We start from the raw sequence: 19095 nt of genomic DNA, 5'->3' as shown, positions 1-19095 counted from the left end.
AGCCAGTAATTGCGTATTAACACAATAAAAATCCTGATTAATAGACCAGACTCTGATTTCCCAGTACTTTTATTTTACTGCCAGTTCGACTTGAAGATACATCCACACGCAAAGCCATCTGTTCCTTCAACTCACTGACGTGAGAGATGATGCCTATCGTGCGGCCACCTTGTTGCAGGTCGATTAAAGTCTGAATTGCGAGTTCAAGGGATTCAGGATCTAAGCTGCCAAAACCTTCATCAATGAACAGTGTATCGAGGCGAATGCCGCCACTGTATGACTGCACCACGTCCGACAGCCCCAGAGCCAAGGCCAATGCAGCCATAAATGATTCACCGCCAGAAAGCGTGGCGACATCACGCAGTTTTCCGGTGTATCCGTCCTCGACCATCAAATCGAGACCAGAGCCCGCATTCCCTTTCGCTCTATCCTCTTTGCGACGTAATTCATAGCGGCCTTTAGTCATTACTCTGAGGCGCAGAGATGCCTGAATCAATACATCATCAAGCAAAACTCCCAACACAAAACGATGTAGGCTGACTTTGGCCCCAGTACGACCATTAGCAATATCACTGAGCGTACCGTACACTTGGTAGGCTTTTTCGAGTTCGACGTTTTTCTCGTACAATCGCGCCAGTTTCTGTTCCACCTGAACCAAGCTATCCATACGAGAGCGGTGGGATGCCAGCATATCAAACGCACCACTCACCACTTTTTGCTTTCCAGCTAATTCACTTTCAATGGACGCCAAATTAGGCGGCTCTTTACCTTCTAACGCCTGAGCAACGTTATCAATCCGCCCTTTCAGAGTCGCCAGTAACTCATCAAACTGACGGAGGCGACCATCTGCAGCTGTGTGTTGGGCTTCGTCCCACTTCGCCTTTAGGTAAGCGTCCACATCGTGAAAATCTGTCTGGGCTAAAGCGTGTTCCCATTGCGCCTGAGCCCGTTCCAATTCCGTTGTCCAGGATTGAAGCTGCTCTTTGGCACTGATATGGGCAGATTGAGACGACGCAACCAGGTTCTGCATCTCCGATAATCGCGTACGTGCCTGCTGTTCTGCCAGAGTCAAGCTCTGTATCTGCTTCTGAACTGAGCTGTACTTTTGTCTGACTTGGTCAACGTGCGTAAAGTCGGACGTAATATCCGACTGTAGCGACGCGACTTTGGTTTCTGCTTCAGTCAACTCTCGTCGCGCTTTTTCAAGGTTTTGTCCCTGAGCGTCGTGCTCTTGCTGAGCCTGAACCAGTTTGATTTCCAATTGGCGCAACTGGTCTTCTAGCGCAACTAAGTCAATAGCAGACAAACGTTGAATTTCGTTTTCCAGCGATAGTTTCCGTTGTTGTAACGTTTCCAAATCCGTTGCTTCTTTCTGCTGCAAAGAGGCTTCGACTTGAACGGCTTCCTGCTGCAAGTACTGTAAATCACTTTCCAGCTTTTGCCGTAAACTTGCCTGTTCAAGCTCGCGGTTCGTTTGCTGCTGCTGGTATTCACGCGCTTGTTGGACTTGATCTTTTGTTACAGCGTCACCCATAAACTGCGCCAACTGAGGGTGCGTGTGACTACCACACACAGGGCAGGAGTCACCTTCTGTCAATCTTGCCGCCAGCTCTGCTGCCTGATTGCTGTGCCAGACAAACTCGAGTTTATCTGCAGTTTGACGCGCAAGGTTGGTTTGCTCTTGAGCGGCTTGATACTGCTTTTCCACTTGCTGGAACCGCTGTAACTCAGCATTCTGGCGCTGGATGAGTTGCTGATGTTTCAGGCGAAGATCAATCAGCTCAATGGTATTGGTGAGGGACAGTCGTTTACCATCCAGCGTCGCACTTTGCTGCTGTGCTTGTTCACGCTCAGTTCGTTTCGCCTGAAGTTGAGTATCCAGGTGCTTAAATGTCTGCTCAGATTTCTGATGATGCGAAGTGGCTGCGACAAAGGCTTGATTAGCACTTTCAAGCAATTTTTGTTGCTCATTCAACGCGGCGAATTTCTTGCCTACTGACTCCAGTTGGAACAGTTGCTGATTGAGTTCACTGACCTGCTCGCTATTTTTCTCGGCTGCCTGATACGCACTCTCCGCGTCTTTTAGCTGCTGCTGAGCCTGTTCCAGAAGCAGAGATTTATCTTTTATACTATTTCTGGCAGTCTCGCACTGTTTCTCAGCACTCTTCATCTGATCGTATGGGCGATCAAGCTGCATGGCTTTTTGCGCCTGTTGTTTCTGCAGACGTAACTTATCGATACCCTCACGTTTAGCCAGATGCTCTTTCAATTCCGCATCCAACTTCGCTTTCTGGGCAAACTGGTGACTCAGCTCTAAGGCAGCCGAGTGTTGCTGCTTGGTATGATCTAACTGTTTTTGGGCATTCTGATATTGCTGGTCACTTCCGCTCAAGATAGGAGCCAAACGCGCTTTTTCTGCCTGAAGCTCTTCTTCGCTGTTGACCGAGACGACATCCAGTGCCCCTTTAATCTGGTTATCAAACTCATCTTTTTCTTTTCGTATACCGGCAGCTCGATCAAACAGTGCTTTCTCGATCTGAGTGTAAATGTGTGTTTGGAATAGCTGTCCAAAAATCTGTTCGCGTTCCTTTGAGTTCGCGGTCAATAGCTCACGAAACTTTCCTTGAGGTAGCACCATGACCTGGCGGAACTGTTTCACATCCAGACCAATGATAGACAGCATCTCTTTAGACACCGCAGTCGGGCGGCTAGCCATGAGTTGCTCCTCTCCATTCGAAACCAGATACAGTGACGCTGTGTGCGTTTTCTTCGTGGTACCGTCACCTCGCTTTTTGGGCACTTCCTGATCGGGCGTCCGAACAACCTTGTAGACTTTACTGCCAAGAGAAAACTCAAAACTGACCTCGGTCAGTGTGTCAGGCTCAGCATGATCGCAACGCATTTGATCACCAGTCCGCTCACTGCCTGTGGTTTCGCCATAGAGTGCAAAACAGATAGCATCTAAAATAGAGCTTTTTCCAGAGCCGGTCGGGCCATTGATCAAAAACAGTGGAGAGGCACCCAATTTGGTGAAATCGACCTGCTCTTGTCCCGAAAACGGACCAAACGCCTGAAGTATTAGTTTTATCGGTTTCATGAGCGGACCTCCTTATCACCAGTTAGCTTGCTGATAATACTGGCCATTGCTTCTTCCTGAGCAGGTGTCAACGATTCCTGTTTGGCCTCCAGAAAGAAATCCCGAAACATATCAATTTCACCTCTAGTTAGCCTGGCTCTACCCATTTCTTGATCCACGCCAATCAACATGCCGGGCTTTTCCAAATGAAGCACATTCGGATACGCTTTACGCAGCTTTTCCATCGGGTCGAGAATCGCATGCTTATCCAGCAGGCGAATCAACACATAATCGTGACTGTTCGGGTCGGTCATTCCCTGAGCAATAATATCATTCAGTTCACCCTCAATAATTCGCATTTCATGAGGCGCTTTCAGATCAATGTGAGTTGCCGACTTAAAGCCTTTCTCGTCCAACTCAACCAATGTCATCCCCTTCTTCTGATGCTGTTCAGAAAAGCTGTATTTCATCAATGAACCTGAATAGCGAATGTACTCTTCACCTTTCTGTTGTGGTTGATGCAAATGGCCCAGCGCTACGTAATCAAATTCAACAAAATGTTCATGACTGACTCGATCAGAGCCACCAATGGATAGCGGACGTTCGGATTCCGACTCGATGGCGCCATCGACAAAACAGTGGCTGATCAGCACATGACGCTGGTCCACGTTCCAACTCTCTTGAATTCGTTTAGAAAGGAATGCATGAGCTTCATCATGATCGGAGACGCTCTCTTGATACAAATGTCGGATCAGTTCCGGATCGTGATAAGGCATACCGTAAAATGCAACGTCTCCGCTCGTCTCAGAGTGAATAACCACCGGATTCAACAGATCATCGAAACTGCTTAAAATATGCAGACCGGCATGGCGCATTTGCTCTGCACCAAAACCCAGCCGCTGTGCGCCGTCATGATTGCCAGAGATCAGAATGACTGGCGTATTGAGTTCACCACAAATCCGGTTGACGGTCTCATTCAGCAACTCAATGGCGCTGGTCGGTGGAACCGAACGATCATAAATATCACCAGCAATCACTAGAGCATCAACCGGATGATTGGCAATATAATCGATGATCTGTTCTATCACTGCGCGTTGATCATCAAGAAGAGAGACATTGTGAAATTGGCGGCCAAGATGCCAGTCGGAGGTGTGAAGAAACTTCATTGAAGACGTGCCGTTATACTTTACTTTAGAGGTGGATAATACCAGCAGAGGTTTGCTTTCCCTAGGCAAAAACACAGTCGCCGCACAAATTGGCGGCGACGGTCGGGTTTTTACTCTGGCTTACTTTTACAATGCTCAATTGCATTGGCAAGTAGCTCAAGTGCACTGTGTGGGCACTCTGGAAGAGCTGCATCACTTTGCCCTATCGGCGTGACACGCTCACCCCATTTTATGTGCCCAGCCCCCCAGGTCAATCCAGCACCGAATGCGGCCAAAAGCAAATCGTCATTTGGTTTCACTTTTCCCTGCTCAAGCGCTTCACATAAGGCAATAGGCACGGTTGCCGCGGAAGTATTACCGTATTTGTGAATGTTCACAAACGCCTTTTCCTGGCTGATACCGGATAGATCGCACAGCGTCTGAATAATCCGGATATTAGCTTGGTGAGGAATCACGACATCAACCTCTTCAGTAGACAAACCGGAACGAGACAATACACTCTGGGCTGCCGCTCCCATGCCTTTTACCGCACGTTTGAAAATCTCTTTACCGATAAAGTCGAATTCCCAGTAACCGTTGTCCGCAGCAAAACGATCCATCGATGTACCGAACTTGGGTACCGCCAGGATGTCACGACCTGCAGAATCACAGCCTAATTGTGCACTTTGCAACCCGGCTTTCTGTTCTGTGCGGCTCAGCACTACAGCGCCTGCCCCATCACCAAACAGGACAGCAGTATCACGCATGGTCCAGTCAATAAAGAATGACAGCCTTTCTGCACCAATAACCAGTGCATTGCGATAGTTGCCAGCCTGAATCAGGCGAGTCGCCGTTTCGAGCCCGTAGACAAATCCAGTACAAGCGGCATTGAGATCAAATGCAGCCGCCGCTTTCATGCCCAGATTTTGCGAAACTTTAGATGCAATGTTAGGAATGAGCGAATCCGGCGAACAGGTCGCAACAATCAGCACATCAATCTCATTCGCGCTGATTCCAGCACACGCTAAAGCGTGTTTTGCAGCAACGGTCGCCAGTTCCGAAGTGTTTACATGGCTGATGCGACGGTTTTCGATGCCGGTACGAGAGCGAATCCATTCATCCGAAGTATCGAGAAAAGTGCTGAGGTCGTCGTTGGAGAGCGTAGCCGGCGGGAGACATTTACCCCAACCGGTAATTTCTGCGTAATATTGAGTCATTAATAACCTTTTTATACATCTTTTTCACCGAAGTATACTCAGTATCGCGGCGTACCGATACGCTCTATTTAAGATTCATGTCATAATTCAACCGATAACAAATGAAAGTTTCGAGAGAAAGTTATGCCTACATTTAACAGCCGTTGTCCGTCTTGCCATGGTTTGAATCGAGTGCCAGTAGAACGTGTTTCAGAAAACCCAATCTGCGGTAAGTGTCAGTCACCTCTGTTTGACGGCGCCCCTATTGAAGGTACTGAAGCCAACCTGGACGCTTTACTTACTAGCCAGCAACCTGTCGTGATCGATTTTTGGGCGCCTTGGTGTAATCCTTGCGTGGGATTTGCACCTATTTTTGCTGATGTTGCCGCAGAGCGAAAAGGTCAGATGCGATTTATTAAAGTCGATACCGAGACTCAGCAAAACATTGCGGCAAGATATCAGATTCGCAGCATTCCTACAGTAATGGTATTTAAGAACGGTCAGAGAGTCGATATGGTTAATGGCGCTCTACCAAAGTCACAATTTGATCAATGGCTTAACTCAGCAGCCTCTAAATAACACCACCTCATACAAATGCATAAAAAGTCGGCATATTTTCACTAAATATGCCGACTTTTGTTATGATTACTCCACACTCAGTTACGATAAATAATTTTTATCGTAAAGTTCGATATTTTTCGTTTTACCCTTATCTGTGAAATCTGCATAGTCGCCCCGAAAATCATAATGTTCTTGACTCTTTTCTTTTGGGGATCCAGCGGTGGAAAACACTTTTGAAACTGCGCAAAAAGCACGCATATCCGTGCCTGTTATTGCGTTATCGCTATATGCTGTAGCTTCTGGCTACCTAATGAGCTTAATTCCTCTGGTTTTGCCTCATTATGGTCTTGATAGTCAGTTGGCCAGCTGGCTGGCGAGTGTTTTCTACGCAGGTCTCTTAGTTGGTGCGATTGTTATCGAACCTCTGGTGCATCAATGCGGACACCGCAAAGCATTTGTTTGGTGCCTGAGTGCATTTATCGCGACCATTCTTGTGCTTCCTTTATTGCCACAAGCAACCATTTGGTTGGCTGCACGTTTTATCGCGGGTATCGCTGTAGCTGGCGTGTTTGTGATTGTAGAATCCTGGCTGTTGCATGGGGATGAGAAAGGCCGCGCTCGCCGTCTGGGTATTTATATGGCGTCACTTTATGGCGGTTCATCTATCGGTCAACTGGGCATCGGTTATCTCGGTATTGAAGGCGGTGTGCCTTTTATTGCGATCTTTACACTGCTGTTGCTGGCGGTGGTTGTGCTTGTCTTTGGTGAATCCGATCAGCCAGAAAGCGAACAGCCATCCCGTCTGTCATTCAAGCAGATCAGTAAAATGAATCATGCTGCGATCATCGGCTGCGTGGTTTCCGGTTTAACGCTTGGCGCAATCTACGGCCTAATGCCCCTTGAACTGGCGCATCGTGGAATAAGCAATGAGGACTTGGGTACGCTTATGGCTCTGATCATACTGGGTGGTATGGCCGTTCAACCTATGGTGCCTTGGGCATCCAAATTCCTCGGCCGCACGCTGTTGATGGCCATGTTCTGTCTTCTGGGTGTGGGCGCGATAGCGATTACAACGTTGGACGGCAGCCTGTCTGTGTTGGCGGTGTGCATTTTTATGCTGGGTATGGCGACGTTTGCTCTGTATCCTATCGCGATCAACTTAGGCTGTGACAAGATGGAGCCATCTAAAATAGTCGCGGTGACTCAAGTCATGCTATTTAGCTACAGCATCGGGTCTGTTGTGGGTCCGATTCTGGCTGACAGCTTCATGCGTTCACAACAAGGTTTGATGGGCTACTTGTTTGCGGCATTGTTGGCGACTTGCATCTATATGTTGCTGGCCAGTGTCAAAACCAAACGTCGTTTGGTTGCCGGCGACTAACAGTATCAACTTAACGCTTCATCCTTCGATGACGATTGGAGGCGTGTGGTACCGGTTTATCCGGCACTGCACGCCTTTCGTGTATCAGGTGGCGGATTGCCAGAATCGGGTGAGGCAGTAACATTCTCGGACCCGCATACCGCATCACGGCCAGCATTCGTTGCTTTGGCTCCGGTTTATAGCAGTGGATCGGGCAACGGTTACAGGTCGGTTTGGCTGCGCCATAAGGGCAGCGATCCAGTCGCTGCACCGCGTAGCGCAATAGCGCGTCACACTCTTCACACAAGATTTGACGGGCACCATGCTTGTCGCGACAATAAATCCAGATCATGGCTTTTACGGTGTTGAACTCTTTTAATAACTCGCCGTTAAAAATCTCATTATTCTCAGTCATATTGCCTCAGCGTCAACGAATACAGCAACAACGCCCTCCCGTCCTCAAGAACCTGTTGCGTTTTGGCAAACTGAAAGCCGGCTTTATTCAGCAGCGCCTTACTGGCTTCATTGTCAGCCGTCGTGATTGCCACCAACTCGTCAATATGTTCCTGTTGCTCCGCATAACGAATCACAGCAAGCACAGACTCCGTTCCGTAACCCTTTCCAGTCGCCTGCGGTAAGAACCCGTAGCCAACATCATAGGCATCGAGTATCTCTCGCTTGATAAGGCCACATACGCCAATCGGGGTTGATGTCTGTTTCTCTTCAACCACCAGCAGACTGACGCCCTTGTCCCTCTCCATCGTTAAAAAGGCGTTCTCGATGTAGTGTTCAGCGTCAGATTCCGTACTGAGACGCTTGTTTCCGACAAAACGCAGAAAACCACTGGTATTGTAGAGTTTCAGGATAAACGGCGCATCGTCAAACGTAATAAAGCGCAGACGCAGGCGTGTGGTTTCGAGTGGTTGCATAGACAGAATCAGAGTTTGTAACCAGAAAGAAAAAACTATATCCTCACGCGTCCGAAATGCCTAATACCTAGATCAAATGAACCGCAAAAAGAAAATCAACCAGATTCTCAAAGCTAAGCAAAAGAAGCAAAACTCCAAGCTGCATAAAAGCAATAAACCTCGCTATATATCGAAAGCTGAGCGTGAAAAACTGGAAGCAGAACAAGTCGCTAGTGATACGCAGCCTGATATTCAGGACGTGCAGAAACAGTAATCTCAGGCCAGCAAAATGCTGGCCTTTGTGTCTCTGTACACCGTAAATCGTCCATCCGGACTACAGCATGAAGTGTTCCTGTTTTCTAAACTGAACGTATGAGTACAGGAATGTAGCTTTACCCGGGAGGCGTATATGCTTCGATTAATCATTACTACTCTGCTGTGTTTGCACACCAGCCTGGTCGCTGCATATCCGGCAAATGCGGAATACTGGAGCCACCGTAGCGTGCTCTACTTTGCCCCTTCTAACGATGAACACGTTCAGCAATTTTTGATGGAAGCGCTGATAAATGAATGCCAACTTTCAGATCGTGATGTTGTCACCATCGTGGTCACGGCCGATGGCTTCACGATCCCGGGCTGGGTTAAAGAAGAATTTAATATCCCTGCCCTGTTTCGCGCATACGGCGCCAACGAAAAAGAGCACACTGCTGTTTTGATTGGCAAAGACGGCAACGAAAAGCTCAGATGGGGGAAAAAAACCAACTGGAAAGAAGTCTCTCAAACGATTGACGCAATGCCGATGAGAAAGCGTGAGATGAAAACCCGCTCTAGCCCATGTTCCGCTTAAGCCTAAAATGAAAAAGCCCCGGTATACACCGAGGCTTTTTCAAAAATAATGGAGGCGCGTCCCGGAGTCGAACCGAGGTCCACGGATTTGCAATCCGCTGCATAGCCACTCTGCCAACGCGCCTTTCAAATTGTTCTTAATCAGAGATATGGTGCCCCGGGCCGGACTTGAACCGGCACAGCGCGAACGCCGAGGGATTTTAAATCCCTTGTGTCTACCAATTCCACCACCAGGGCAACGCAGATATGCGATGGTAACACCATTCCCTACCGGGCTAACCCGCTGGAACGAGGCGTACTTTAACGGATTGAATTTTCAGGTCAACAAAATATTTCATATTTATCAACTGAATGCCCAACAAACTGCCAACTGGTATAGATAACACTCAAACTGCACAAGAAGCGCCCAGCGCGAACACAAAGCCTCGCAAGTGCGAGGCTTTGTGTTGAGACGTCATCGATGACAGTCTCTCATCAACGTTTGGTGTTAGTGATACGCCTCGCCCACCTGCACCTTGCCGCGAAAGACGTAGTACCCCCAAGCGGTGTACGCCAGAATCGCGGGCAGGATAAACAGCACGCCTATCAACGCAAACAGTTGGCTGGAAAGCGGTGACGCCGCCTGCCAGAAGTCAACCGATGGCGGAATGATGGTCGGCCAGATGCTGATCATCAGGCTCACATAGCCGAGTGCAATCAAAAACAGCGTGGCAACAAACGGTTTGTAAGAGTGGCGTTTGCGCAGATTACGCAAAATCAGCGCCACGGCAATCACCGCCAACACTTCCACTGACGCCGTAAAGACCCAGTGATGACCGCTCAGCCACAAGTCAGCCACTTGCGGGTTTAACCACGCGGTCCACACCGCCACCATCGCAATCATCACGATCAACGCGTAAGTCAGCGGGCGGCTGTAGTGGCGCATTTTGCTCTCCAGCATGCCGTCGGTTTTCATCAGCAACCAGGTACTGCCCAGCAGCGCGTAGGTCAGCGTCAAACCCAACCCACACAGCAGTGGAAACGGCGCCAACCAGTCAAAATCACCACCGGCAAACTGGCGGTTCACCACGGGAATGCCCGCGACGTAAGTGCCCAGTGCGACGCCTTGGAAAAACGCCGCCATGATCGAGCCACCAATGAACGCTTTATCCCACCAGTGACGCGATTTCGCTGACGCTTTAAAGCGAAACTCAAACGCGACGCCACGGAAAATCAGCCCTGCTAATACCAGCACCAGCGGCAGATACAGCGCTTCCAGAATGACGGAATACGCCAGTGGGAATGCGGCGTACAACGTCGCACCGCCAAACACCAGCCAGGTTTCGTTGCCATCCCACACCGGCGCGACCGTGTTCATCATCACATCGCGCTCTTTCGGGTCGGAGATGAACGGAAAAAGAATGCCTAAGCCTAAGTCAAAGCCATCGAGAATCACATACAGCAGCAAGCCAAACGCGATGATCACGGCCCAAATCACGGATAAATCGATACCTTGAATGGTCATGTTGTGCTCCTTTATTTCTCCAGACTGAGCGGGTCATCGCTCACGCGTTTTTGCTCAACCGCTGTCGGGCCTTTGCCCACCAGACGCATCATGTAAGTGATCCCGACGGTAAACACCGAGAAGTAAATGATGACAAACAGCGCCAGCGTGATACTCATCTGCAATACATCATGGTTCGACGCCGCATCGCGGGTGCGCATCATGCCGTACACCACCCATGGCTGACGGCCGATTTCAGTCGTGAACCAGCCTGCCAGCAGCGCAATCAGTCCCGATGGCCCCATCAGCAGGACAAAGCGATGGAACAGTTTGGTGTCGTAAAGTTTGCCTTTGCGACGCAGCCACAACGCAGTCAGGGCAGACAGAATCATCAACATGCCAAGGCCAGCCATCACGCGGAAACTCCAGAACACGATGGTTGAATTGGGTCGGTCTTCTTTCGCAAAGCTTTTCAGCGCCGGGATCTGTTTATCCAGGCTGTGGGTCAAAATTAAGCTGCCCAGATACGGCACTTCAAGGCTAAAGCGGGTTTTCTCCGCGTCCATATCCGGAATCCCGAACAGGATCAACGGCGTCGCTTCGCCCGGTTTGTTTTCCCAGTGCCCTTCAATCGCCGCAATTTTCGCGGGTTGATGCTCAAGCGTATTTAAACCGTGTGCATCGCCCACCACCGCTTGCAGTGGTGCCACCAGCAGAATCATCCACATAGCCATTGAGAACATTTTTTTCACTTCAGCACTCTTGTGACCGCGCAGTAAATGCCAGGCCGCTGAAGCGGCAACAAAGAATGCCGTCGACAGGAAGGCAGCCAATGCCATGTGCGCCAGTCGGTACGGGAATGACGGGTTGAATACGATTTTAAACCAGTCGACAGGCACCACGCGGCCATCCACAATTTCAATGCCTTGCGGAGTCTGCATCCAACTGTTGGATGACAAGATCCAGAACGTTGAAATCAGCGTCCCGATCGCCACCATCACCGTGGCAAAGAAGTGCATGCGGCGGCTGACTTTGTGCCAGCCAAACAGCATGACACCCAAAAATCCGGCTTCGAGGAAAAAGGCCGTCAGCACTTCGTAGGTCAGAAGTGGGCCGGTGACACTGCCGGCAAAATCAGAAAAGCGCGCCCAGTTGGTGCCAAATTCGTACGACATCACCAAGCCGGACACCACGCCCATGCCAAAGTTAACGGCAAAAATTTTGCACCAGAAGTGATACAGGTTTTTGTACACCGGATTGCCGGTTTTCATCCAGCGCCATTCCAGCACCGCGAGAAAACTGGCCAGCCCAATGGTGATCGCCGGAAAAATAATGTGAAACGACACCGTGAACGCAAACTGAATGCGCGCCAGGTCGAGAGCCTCTAAATGAAACATACCAGAATCCTTAATCTTTCAGAGGTCGCTGACCCTGCCGCACAACACAAAGCAGGGCCAATGAGATAAACAGAAGTAAACCGAATTACAGTGCAGTGGTTGGAATCACGCTGCTTGGTTTGGCTTTTTCCAGTTTGATGGCCACAAACTTGGAGGTCGGCGTAAAGGTGCGATCGCCATAACTATCGAGCGGTACCAGCGGATTGGTTTCCGGGTAATACGCCGCGGCCTGTCCGGTTGGCATGTCATACGCCACCAGTTCAAAACCGCTGACACGGCGCTCCAGCCCGTCGTCCCACAAGGTCACCAAGTCCACTTTATCGCCCGGTTCATAGCCCAGACGACGAATGTCCTCTGCGTTGACGAACACCACATCACGCATACCAAACACACCGCGATAACGGTCATCCAGCCCATACAACGTGGTGTTGTACTGATCGTGAGAACGCAGGGTTTGCAGGATCAAATCCGGCGCATCGCCGCGTTGAATCACGTTTTCGTTCACCAGTTGCTCCGGCAGCGCTGGCGCAGCAAACTGCGCTTTCCCGCTGGCTGTATTCCATTCACGACGGGCCGCCGTATTACCCAGGTAAAAACCGCCCGGATGCTGCAAACGCTGATTGAAGTTTTCAAACCCGGGAATGGTGTCAGCGATCAAATCACGAATGTGACTGTAATCCGCGATCGCCCAGTCCCAGTCGATTGGGAAATTACCCAGTGTCGCTTTGGCAATTCCCGCCAGAATCGCAGGCTCAGAGCGTAGAGATGGCGAACGCGCTTTGAGCTGACCATAGGAGAGGTGCACCATGCTGAAAGTATCTTCAACCGTCACGCCCTGCGGGCCGTTGGCTTGAATATCGATTTCAGTACGGCCAAGGCATGGCAGGATCAACGCATCGCGACCAGTCACCAGATGTGAACGGTTCAGTTTGGTGGCGATGTGCACGGTCAGCTCGCAGTTGCGCAGCGCATCATGAGTACGTGGTGTATCCGGCGTCGCCTGCGCAAAGTTACCGCCAAGGCCGATAAACACTTTGGCACGCTTCTCTTCCATCGCCTTGATGGCAAGCACGGCGTTATGGCCATGTTCGCGCGGCACTTTGAATTGGAAGCGTTTTTCCAGCGCATCCAACAGAAACTCCGGCGGCTGTTCATCAATCCCCATGGTGCGGTCACCCTGCACGTTACTGTGACCACGCACCGGTGATAACCCGGCACCCGGTTTGCCAACGTTCCCGCGCAGCAGTTGCAAATTCACCACTTCCTGAATGGTCGGCACAGAGTGACGGTGCTGAGTCAGCCCCATCGCCCAGCACATCACCACACGTTCAGCACGGCGATACATGCGCGCCAGCACTTCGATTTCATCGAGCCCCAAACCCGATTGCTGAGTGATGTGTTTCCACGAGGTACGATCGACAACGTTTAAGTAAGCATCCACGCCCGTCGTGTGCTCGCGAATAAAGTCGTGGTCGAAAACCGGCGCTTCACCCAATGCTTGCGCTTCGCGCTCCCATTGCAGCAGAAACTTCGCCATACCGCGGAACACGGCCATATCCCCGCCCAAAGCGGGGCGAAAATAAGCACTGCTGGTCGGCTCCGAGCCGTTGCTCAGCATTTCAATCGGGTGTTGTGGGTGTTGGAAACGTTCCAAACCGCGTTCTTTGAGCGGGTTCAGACAGATCACCTGTGCGCCGCGTTTAACCGCTTCACGCAAAGGTTCAAGCATACGCGGGTGATTGGTCCCCGGGTTCTGACCGATGACAAAAATCGCATCCGCCAGCTCCAAATCTTTAAATACCACCGTCCCTTTGCCGACCCCGATGGTGTCGGACATGCCAATCCCACTGGCTTCGTGGCACATGTTTGAACAGTCAGGGAAATTATTGGTGCCAAACGCTCGCACAAACAGTTGATAAATGTACGCCGCCTCATTGCTGGCACGACCAGAGGTGTAAAATTCCGCTTCGTCCGGAGACGCCAGCGCGTTAAGGTGGCGTCCGACCATCGCAAACGCATCGTCCCAGGAGATTTCGACGTAGTGATCGGTTTCAGAATCATAACGCATCGGATGACTCAGGCGGCCCTGATATTCCAGCCAGTAATCGGTTTGTTTCGCCAGTTCCGAAACGCTGTATTTGGCAAAGAAATCCGGATCCACAAGACGGCTGGTGGATTCCCAGTTGACGGCTTTTGCGCCGTTTTCGCAGAAATTCACCATCCCGCTTTCCGGCGATTCACCCCACGCACATCCCGGACAGTCGAAGCCGCCGTTCTGGTTGGTTTTCAACATCGCTCTCAGGTTACGAAACGCATTCTCACTGCCTAACCAGCTTTTGGTGACCGCTTTGAGCGCGCCCCAGCCGGCTGCTGGTCCGGGATACGCTTTAATGTGTTCCTTTTGGTTCATGACGACACTCCTCTCTAGGAATTTCAATGAACGATGCGTTATTTACCGATGAGCGATGGCAAATATGATTTCGACCATTTGTGCTTATATTTATGCACAAAGATGCACGAAATAAATAAGGTTCATTGATTGGTTATTGTTTTCCGTCGGTGAGAAATCATTGGCGGAATTTGTTTTTAATAATTTTATTTAATTGCTCAACTTACGTCTAATCAATGATATTTAACCCTTCATTCAAAAAATCTATCACATCGATATAGGCGTTATTTACTCATTAACCTTCAAAGACATAAACTCGTTCAATAGATTTTATTTATCATCTAATTACTCAAACTCTCAAAATAACCACAAAACATAAATGGATATTTTAGGTGGCCAATGATGAGATCATTAAAAAGGCAGATGGCAAACGTAAATACAAGATAACTTTTATTAGAAAAGTGGATCAGTGACTGCTCATTCCGGCAGCCTGCATCAACGCTCGAAAGCCCGTGGCGACAACACCAAGCGTCATCACGCTCCCGAACCAGATAGCCCCCATCCACAGCAAGTCTATGGATAGGCTTCGCGATTTTTCCGTTGTTTTTTCACTCATAAATAACTCTCTACACTTGGCTTTTTAACTCATTAAAAATCACAACGTTCAGAAATAAGAAGACTGTATAAAATATTATTTATCATAATATCTTAAATAGACTGGTCAAATTGATTTGTACAATAGTATTATCAATGCTTTCTATGGATTAGGGTATAATTAAACAACACAAATAATCTTGGCATTTAACCAATAAATTTGGCAACCATAAACGTTCACTTCTCTCACCACCAATATAAATCTAGAAATAGTCAAACGTTTAAATATGTCCAATCAACAGCCTATCGCAGGTCTTATGAGCGAATATGCAACTTAATAAAATAGTCACACTGTGTTCGTCGGTGTTACACGTTGTTCGCATCGTGTACAACGTATTGTCCCCCCCCTCTAATTCAACACATTCAGCAAGTTAACCGGATGTCTCTTGATCTCTTAGCCTCTGGTTGCACAGCCAAACTGTTCACTGTTACATGTATAAAAACAAATTACCTTTAAATACAAAAGGTTAAAAATGGAACACTCTATGCTTACTGTCAGTCGCGGTACCAAACTTATTTCAGTACGAACAACGATGGCGGTTGTATGGAACAGCAAGTCTAGTCCCCATACCCGCAGGAGGTTTTATGAAAGCAACAACGAAAGCATGGTGGCACAGCAGAGAACTCTGTTGTACCAGCTTATCTAACATAGGGACCTTGTTTAAACAGCTTGGATGGCTGCTAGCCTTAAGTGCCATCCTGGGCGTTCAGAGTGTGCAAGCGGCCGCAGGTGACCCATCCGATCAAGGTGTACAACCTATGGAGTTTGATGGTAACCCGACTTGTTCTGAGCTTCTGGATATTCCCGACCTAAGACAACTTAAAGTAGAACCTGTCGCGGACGGTACATACAGTGACGGTACACTGGAAGTGATGATTGCCGTGCAAGAAGGATCTAAAACTTTCTCATGGGATCAAGGCTCAAGCGCTGTCATTATTCAAGGTGTATTTGTCAAAGGTGGCCCTGGCGGTAACCTATATGAATACTACTCTGATGGACTATTGGTGAACTCTGACGGCGGTCTGCACTCTCCTGTCGGTAAAAACGGCAAGTATGCGGGTTTGAGTCATATCTCATTCTGCTATACCCCGGGTAAACCCGAGATCAAAATCACTAAAACTTGTACATTTGGTGGTGTGGGTGACGATGGTCAATCATTGAAATACAACTACTCACTGATCGTGGAAAATACAGGTCAGCTCCCTTTGTATGACATCAAAGCAATCGATGTTACTGCCGAAGAGAAAGACTTGGATGGTGGTATGCACCAGTACGATCTGGCCATGCTTGCGGTCGGTGGCACCGAAGAGTTTAACGGTATGTTAAGAGTGGCTCAGAACGGTATCATGAACAAAGCAACCGTAGAAGCAGCTGTTGCATCGGGTGGAGTCACCGCGGTGAATGATGATGATACCTTCGACTGCCCGTCTCAAAACATTCCAGGCCAACTCGATCTTCAAAAAGATTGTGACGTAGTTGTGAAAAACCGCTTTGATGAGACTGGTCTCAATGAATACGGCCTACAAGTCAACTACAGCGGTAGCGTCTGTAACAACTCAATTGTGACTGTAGAAGGCATTGTTGTTACTGATAGTGAAGACAGCGATGGACCAACGTACATGAAAGATGGCATGGGCTTAAGTGCGCCATTCGCCCTCGGCCCTGGAGAATGTGCTGATTTCGCAGGTAACTATGATCCTGTTCCTCAAATGGGTGAAGGATTACCATTACCTGGCGAAGAAGTTCGTGGATTCACCGACATGGTTGATGCCAGTGGTATTACTGTGTTTGGCGGTACCGTCAATGTGATGCCGGCAGAGGCAACATGTAACTTGTGTCCTGAATGCCCAGAGCCTGAAAACTGCCCTGAGTAAAGACACGTAAACAAGTTGTCGTAGATAAACTGATCGATGCCTGATGTTGATTCATCAGGCATCTTTTTTGTTAGGCTTACTTTTTATTGCCTTTGCCGTTACCCGGGCCGCCTACCGAAGAGTCTCCCCCTGATGACGCCTCCAGCGTCACAGATACGCGTGCCGTCGAACTGTTTTTGCCATCGCTGATGGTGTAGCTGAAACTATCACTGGCTTTGAAACGCTTTTCAGGCGTGTAACGCAGTGTGCCGTCCGACAACATTTCCAAGCGGCCTTTGCTAGGCTGAGTGAACGAGATCACAGACACTGACGCGGTTTCCTCAACAATATCGTTCGCTAACACATCGACCGTCACTGCAGACTTTGAAGACATAACAACATTATCATTTACCGCGATCGGTGCTGAAGAGGTGCTGTCATCTGCAACAACGGTGAATGGCACAGTGGCTATCGTGCTGGAATCCGACGCCGAACTGTTGGTCGCGCTTACTGCAATTGAATAGTCATTTGCCACAGCATCTGCTGAAGAAGCGACGGAAATCATCACCTGACCAGTCTCACCCGGAGCCAGTGTCAACGCTTCGTTGTTTGCCTGCCAGCCACTCGGAACCGAAGCACGAACATCAAAGCTGCTTGTGACGCAATCCACGGTATCACGGTTGGTGACGGTCACCAGGTAAGACACCGCTTCTCCCGCCAATACTGCATTGTCGGTCATCGCGACAGCACTCAGTTCTGGCGAGTTATTGGTACACACCTTATTGCCTGGCTCACTCACATTGGCGCCATCAAATACAACACTCACTTCTGCGCTGCCATTCGCCGCGCTGATCAAGCTAAGCGTGACACCTGAAACCGGATCGACGTAACTGTCACCAACCGCCATGGCCGGATCAAACCAGTCATTACGACCGAAAACATTGCGGAACTCCGAATTCGTTTTAAAATGGAGCAAATTGCTGCTGCGCGCATCGCCATCCGTCGCCGTGCGGATAATGATGCCATCGGTAACGTCACCACGATACAACCGATAAGATCGTGCATCCAAAAAGTTATCAAAGCCTACTGACTGACGGTATTCGATGTAAAACCAGCGCATATTGCCGGACTCAGGGTCGATACCCCGAGGCACTTTGATCGTAACCGGCTTATTGCTCTGGTCTTCATAATTGGTAATAGTGTAGGTTCCATCTTGAGTCACATTGATGGTTTTAGAGGCGTTTTCACCATCCAACCAACCGAGTTGTTCTTTTTGGAACGTATTGAAGTAACCAATATCCGGGTTACCCATAACGTCGTACGTGTCCCCGTATTCATAGGTAGTACAGTGATCCGATAGCGTTTGTTCGCCACAATCCAGTGCTCGTGAATGGTGCAGCCCGAAGTTGTGCCCCAGTTCATGCGCAATATTGGTTGCGGTGAACACATTGTTAATATAAGCCCTTGACGGAACACCTTGCATACTGGCAGATCCCGCTACGCCGCACGTGGTTTCCGTCATTAAATAGATGATACGCTCATAATCAGCCACCGGAACACCATCCGCCGCCGCCATTTTGTCCGCCGCCTCTTGGACCGCGTTTAAATCGCAGGTTTGATTTGAGACTGGTAAGGTATACCAACCTGAAACCTGACCGGTTAACCAGGTTTGACCGTACGAACTCTCTCGATAAAAATTGTTTACATCACCAAAAACCAAGCTGTCGGCATCCGACAAAGACAGGGGCTTCTCATTCGGGTTCTCCTGAAAATTCACCAGTAAAACCAACGTTTTTTGTTCACCTTTGGTGGAGAGCGTCACACTTGCGAGTGCAGAAAAAGACGACAATGAAAACAGGAACGCCAGCAATAATGCAAAAGCCCCCTTCCCTCGCAATGATAAGTTAGTGTTGAAACTTAATATTTTGAAAGAGTTAATAAAATTCAACGTATATACCTCGGATTAGCGGATCATTGAAAAGCTAATTAGCTATAAAATAGTTTCGGAAAAATTCTGAACAAAACAGCTCAACCCGAAGTCACTTGAATATCATTAAAAAGCAAAACCCTTCTCACCATAAACATGGCAAAAATAGGTTTAAATTTTAATAAAAAACAAGTAATCATCATGCTTAGTAAAAAGCATACTGAGTTACTTTGAGATGAGCGCACCTTAAAGATAAATTTAAGATAGCGATGGCTATGAGTTTAATTTAAACATTAAGA

At 48.9% G+C, this 19095-nt stretch carries 15 protein-coding genes and 2 tRNA genes; 5 read left to right on the top strand and 12 right to left on the bottom strand.

Annotated features, from left to right (window positions below; genetic code table 11):
* Positions 1-37 precede the first annotated feature (37 nt).
* From VPR01S_RS09815 to VPR01S_RS09805, 3 genes are all read right to left on the bottom strand, one after another.
* On the bottom strand, positions 38-3097 hold the full coding sequence (locus VPR01S_RS09815; protein ID WP_021705167.1) for an AAA family ATPase: 3060 nt from the start codon (positions 3095-3097) through the stop codon (positions 38-40).
* A complete protein-coding gene (locus tag VPR01S_RS09810; protein ID WP_021705166.1) occupies positions 3094-4242 on the bottom strand; it encodes an exonuclease SbcCD subunit D in 1149 nt (382 codons plus the stop codon). The genes VPR01S_RS09815 and VPR01S_RS09810 overlap by 4 nt, the downstream gene beginning before the upstream one ends.
* A gap of 110 nt (positions 4243-4352) precedes the next feature.
* Positions 4353-5438 (bottom strand): ketoacyl-ACP synthase III, encoded by a 1086-nt coding sequence (locus tag VPR01S_RS09805; protein WP_021705165.1) that lies wholly within the window; start codon positions 5436-5438, stop codon positions 4353-4355.
* Between the two features lie 123 nt (positions 5439-5561).
* Between VPR01S_RS09805 and trxC the strand changes: the two genes are divergently transcribed.
* A complete protein-coding gene (trxC, locus tag VPR01S_RS09800; protein ID WP_021705164.1) occupies positions 5562-5996 on the top strand; it encodes a thioredoxin TrxC in 435 nt (144 codons plus the stop codon).
* 202 nt (positions 5997-6198) lie between these two features.
* Positions 6199-7359 (top strand): MFS transporter, encoded by a 1161-nt coding sequence (locus tag VPR01S_RS09795; protein WP_021705163.1) that lies wholly within the window; start codon positions 6199-6201, stop codon positions 7357-7359.
* Between the two features lie 10 nt (positions 7360-7369).
* On the opposite strand, the gene VPR01S_RS09790 is transcribed toward VPR01S_RS09795, so the two are convergent.
* Together VPR01S_RS09790 and VPR01S_RS09785 are read right to left on the bottom strand one after the other, a co-directional pair.
* Positions 7370-7753 (bottom strand): nitrous oxide-stimulated promoter family protein, encoded by a 384-nt coding sequence (locus VPR01S_RS09790; protein WP_021705162.1) that lies wholly within the window; start codon positions 7751-7753, stop codon positions 7370-7372.
* Positions 7746-8267 carry a GNAT family N-acetyltransferase gene (locus VPR01S_RS09785; protein ID WP_021705161.1) on the bottom strand — a complete coding sequence of 174 codons (522 nt, stop codon included), beginning with the start codon at positions 8265-8267 and terminating at the stop codon, positions 7746-7748. Before VPR01S_RS09785 ends, VPR01S_RS09790 begins: the two co-directional genes overlap by 8 nt.
* A gap of 76 nt (positions 8268-8343) precedes the next feature.
* Between VPR01S_RS09785 and VPR01S_RS22230 the strand changes: the two genes are divergently transcribed.
* Entirely contained in the window at positions 8344-8520 is a 177-nt protein-coding gene (locus VPR01S_RS22230) for a DUF2986 domain-containing protein (protein ID WP_021705160.1), read from the top strand.
* 135 nt (positions 8521-8655) lie between these two features.
* Positions 8656-9093, top strand: coding sequence for a DUF4174 domain-containing protein (locus VPR01S_RS09780; RefSeq protein ID WP_021705159.1), 438 nt, complete (start codon positions 8656-8658; stop codon positions 9091-9093).
* 49 nt (positions 9094-9142) lie between these two features.
* Here VPR01S_RS09780 and VPR01S_RS09775 read toward each other — a convergent pair.
* From VPR01S_RS09775 to VPR01S_RS23245, 6 genes are all read right to left on the bottom strand, one after another.
* A tRNA-Cys gene (locus VPR01S_RS09775) sits at positions 9143-9216 on the bottom strand.
* A 26-nt stretch (positions 9217-9242) separates the two neighbouring features.
* Positions 9243-9329: transfer RNA gene (locus VPR01S_RS09770), tRNA-Leu, on the bottom strand.
* A gap of 250 nt (positions 9330-9579) precedes the next feature.
* A complete protein-coding gene (gene cydB / locus VPR01S_RS09765; RefSeq protein WP_021705158.1) occupies positions 9580-10596 on the bottom strand; it encodes a cytochrome d ubiquinol oxidase subunit II in 1017 nt (338 codons plus the stop codon).
* An 11-nt stretch (positions 10597-10607) separates the two neighbouring features.
* Positions 10608-11972 carry a cytochrome ubiquinol oxidase subunit I gene (locus VPR01S_RS09760; RefSeq protein ID WP_021705157.1) on the bottom strand — a complete coding sequence of 455 codons (1365 nt, stop codon included), beginning with the start codon at positions 11970-11972 and terminating at the stop codon, positions 10608-10610.
* Positions 11973-12057: 85 nt separating this feature from the next.
* Positions 12058-14382, bottom strand: coding sequence for an FdhF/YdeP family oxidoreductase (locus VPR01S_RS09755; protein ID WP_021705156.1), 2325 nt, complete (start codon positions 14380-14382; stop codon positions 12058-12060).
* Positions 14383-14827: 445 nt separating this feature from the next.
* Positions 14828-14896, bottom strand: a complete 69-nt coding sequence (locus VPR01S_RS23245) for a DUF2474 family protein (RefSeq protein WP_425585295.1) — start codon at positions 14894-14896, stop codon at positions 14828-14830.
* Between the two features lie 704 nt (positions 14897-15600).
* On the opposite strand from VPR01S_RS23245, the gene VPR01S_RS09750 reads away from it, so the two are divergent.
* Positions 15601-16890 (top strand): hypothetical protein, encoded by a 1290-nt coding sequence (locus VPR01S_RS09750; RefSeq protein WP_021705155.1) that lies wholly within the window; start codon positions 15601-15603, stop codon positions 16888-16890.
* A 76-nt stretch (positions 16891-16966) separates the two neighbouring features.
* Here the strand turns inward: VPR01S_RS09750 and VPR01S_RS09745 are convergent, their stop codons facing one another.
* Positions 16967-18646 carry an Ig-like domain-containing protein gene (locus VPR01S_RS09745; protein WP_245580787.1) on the bottom strand — a complete coding sequence of 560 codons (1680 nt, stop codon included), beginning with the start codon at positions 18644-18646 and terminating at the stop codon, positions 16967-16969.
* Positions 18647-19095: the final 449 nt, after the last annotated feature.

Source organism: Vibrio proteolyticus NBRC 13287, from assembly GCF_000467125.1.
GTDB lineage: Bacteria > Pseudomonadota > Gammaproteobacteria > Enterobacterales > Vibrionaceae > Vibrio > Vibrio proteolyticus.
Note: the sequence above shows the minus strand (reverse complement) of the source record. Positions and strands in the feature narration are given on the sequence as shown.

Coding starts and splice junctions, on each gene's coding strand:
- VPR01S_RS09815 (WP_021705167.1), bottom strand. CDS start 3,097: ATGAAACCGATAAAACTAATACTTCAGGCGTTTGGTCCGTTTTCGGGA.
- VPR01S_RS09810 (WP_021705166.1), bottom strand. CDS start 4,242: ATGAAGTTTCTTCACACCTCCGACTGGCATCTTGGCCGCCAATTTCAC.
- VPR01S_RS09805 (WP_021705165.1), bottom strand. CDS start 5,438: ATGACTCAATATTACGCAGAAATTACCGGTTGGGGTAAATGTCTCCCG.
- trxC (WP_021705164.1), top strand. CDS start 5,562: ATGCCTACATTTAACAGCCGTTGTCCGTCTTGCCATGGTTTGAATCGA.
- VPR01S_RS09790 (WP_021705162.1), bottom strand. CDS start 7,753: ATGACTGAGAATAATGAGATTTTTAACGGCGAGTTATTAAAAGAGTTC.
- VPR01S_RS09785 (WP_021705161.1), bottom strand. CDS start 8,267: ATGCAACCACTCGAAACCACACGCCTGCGTCTGCGCTTTATTACGTTT.
- VPR01S_RS22230 (WP_021705160.1), top strand. CDS start 8,344: ATGAACCGCAAAAAGAAAATCAACCAGATTCTCAAAGCTAAGCAAAAG.
- VPR01S_RS09780 (WP_021705159.1), top strand. CDS start 8,656: ATGCTTCGATTAATCATTACTACTCTGCTGTGTTTGCACACCAGCCTG.
- cydB (WP_021705158.1), bottom strand. CDS start 10,596: ATGACCATTCAAGGTATCGATTTATCCGTGATTTGGGCCGTGATCATC.
- VPR01S_RS09760 (WP_021705157.1), bottom strand. CDS start 11,972: ATGTTTCATTTAGAGGCTCTCGACCTGGCGCGCATTCAGTTTGCGTTC.
- VPR01S_RS09755 (WP_021705156.1), bottom strand. CDS start 14,382: ATGAACCAAAAGGAACACATTAAAGCGTATCCCGGACCAGCAGCCGGC.
- VPR01S_RS09750 (WP_021705155.1), top strand. CDS start 15,601: ATGAAAGCAACAACGAAAGCATGGTGGCACAGCAGAGAACTCTGTTGT.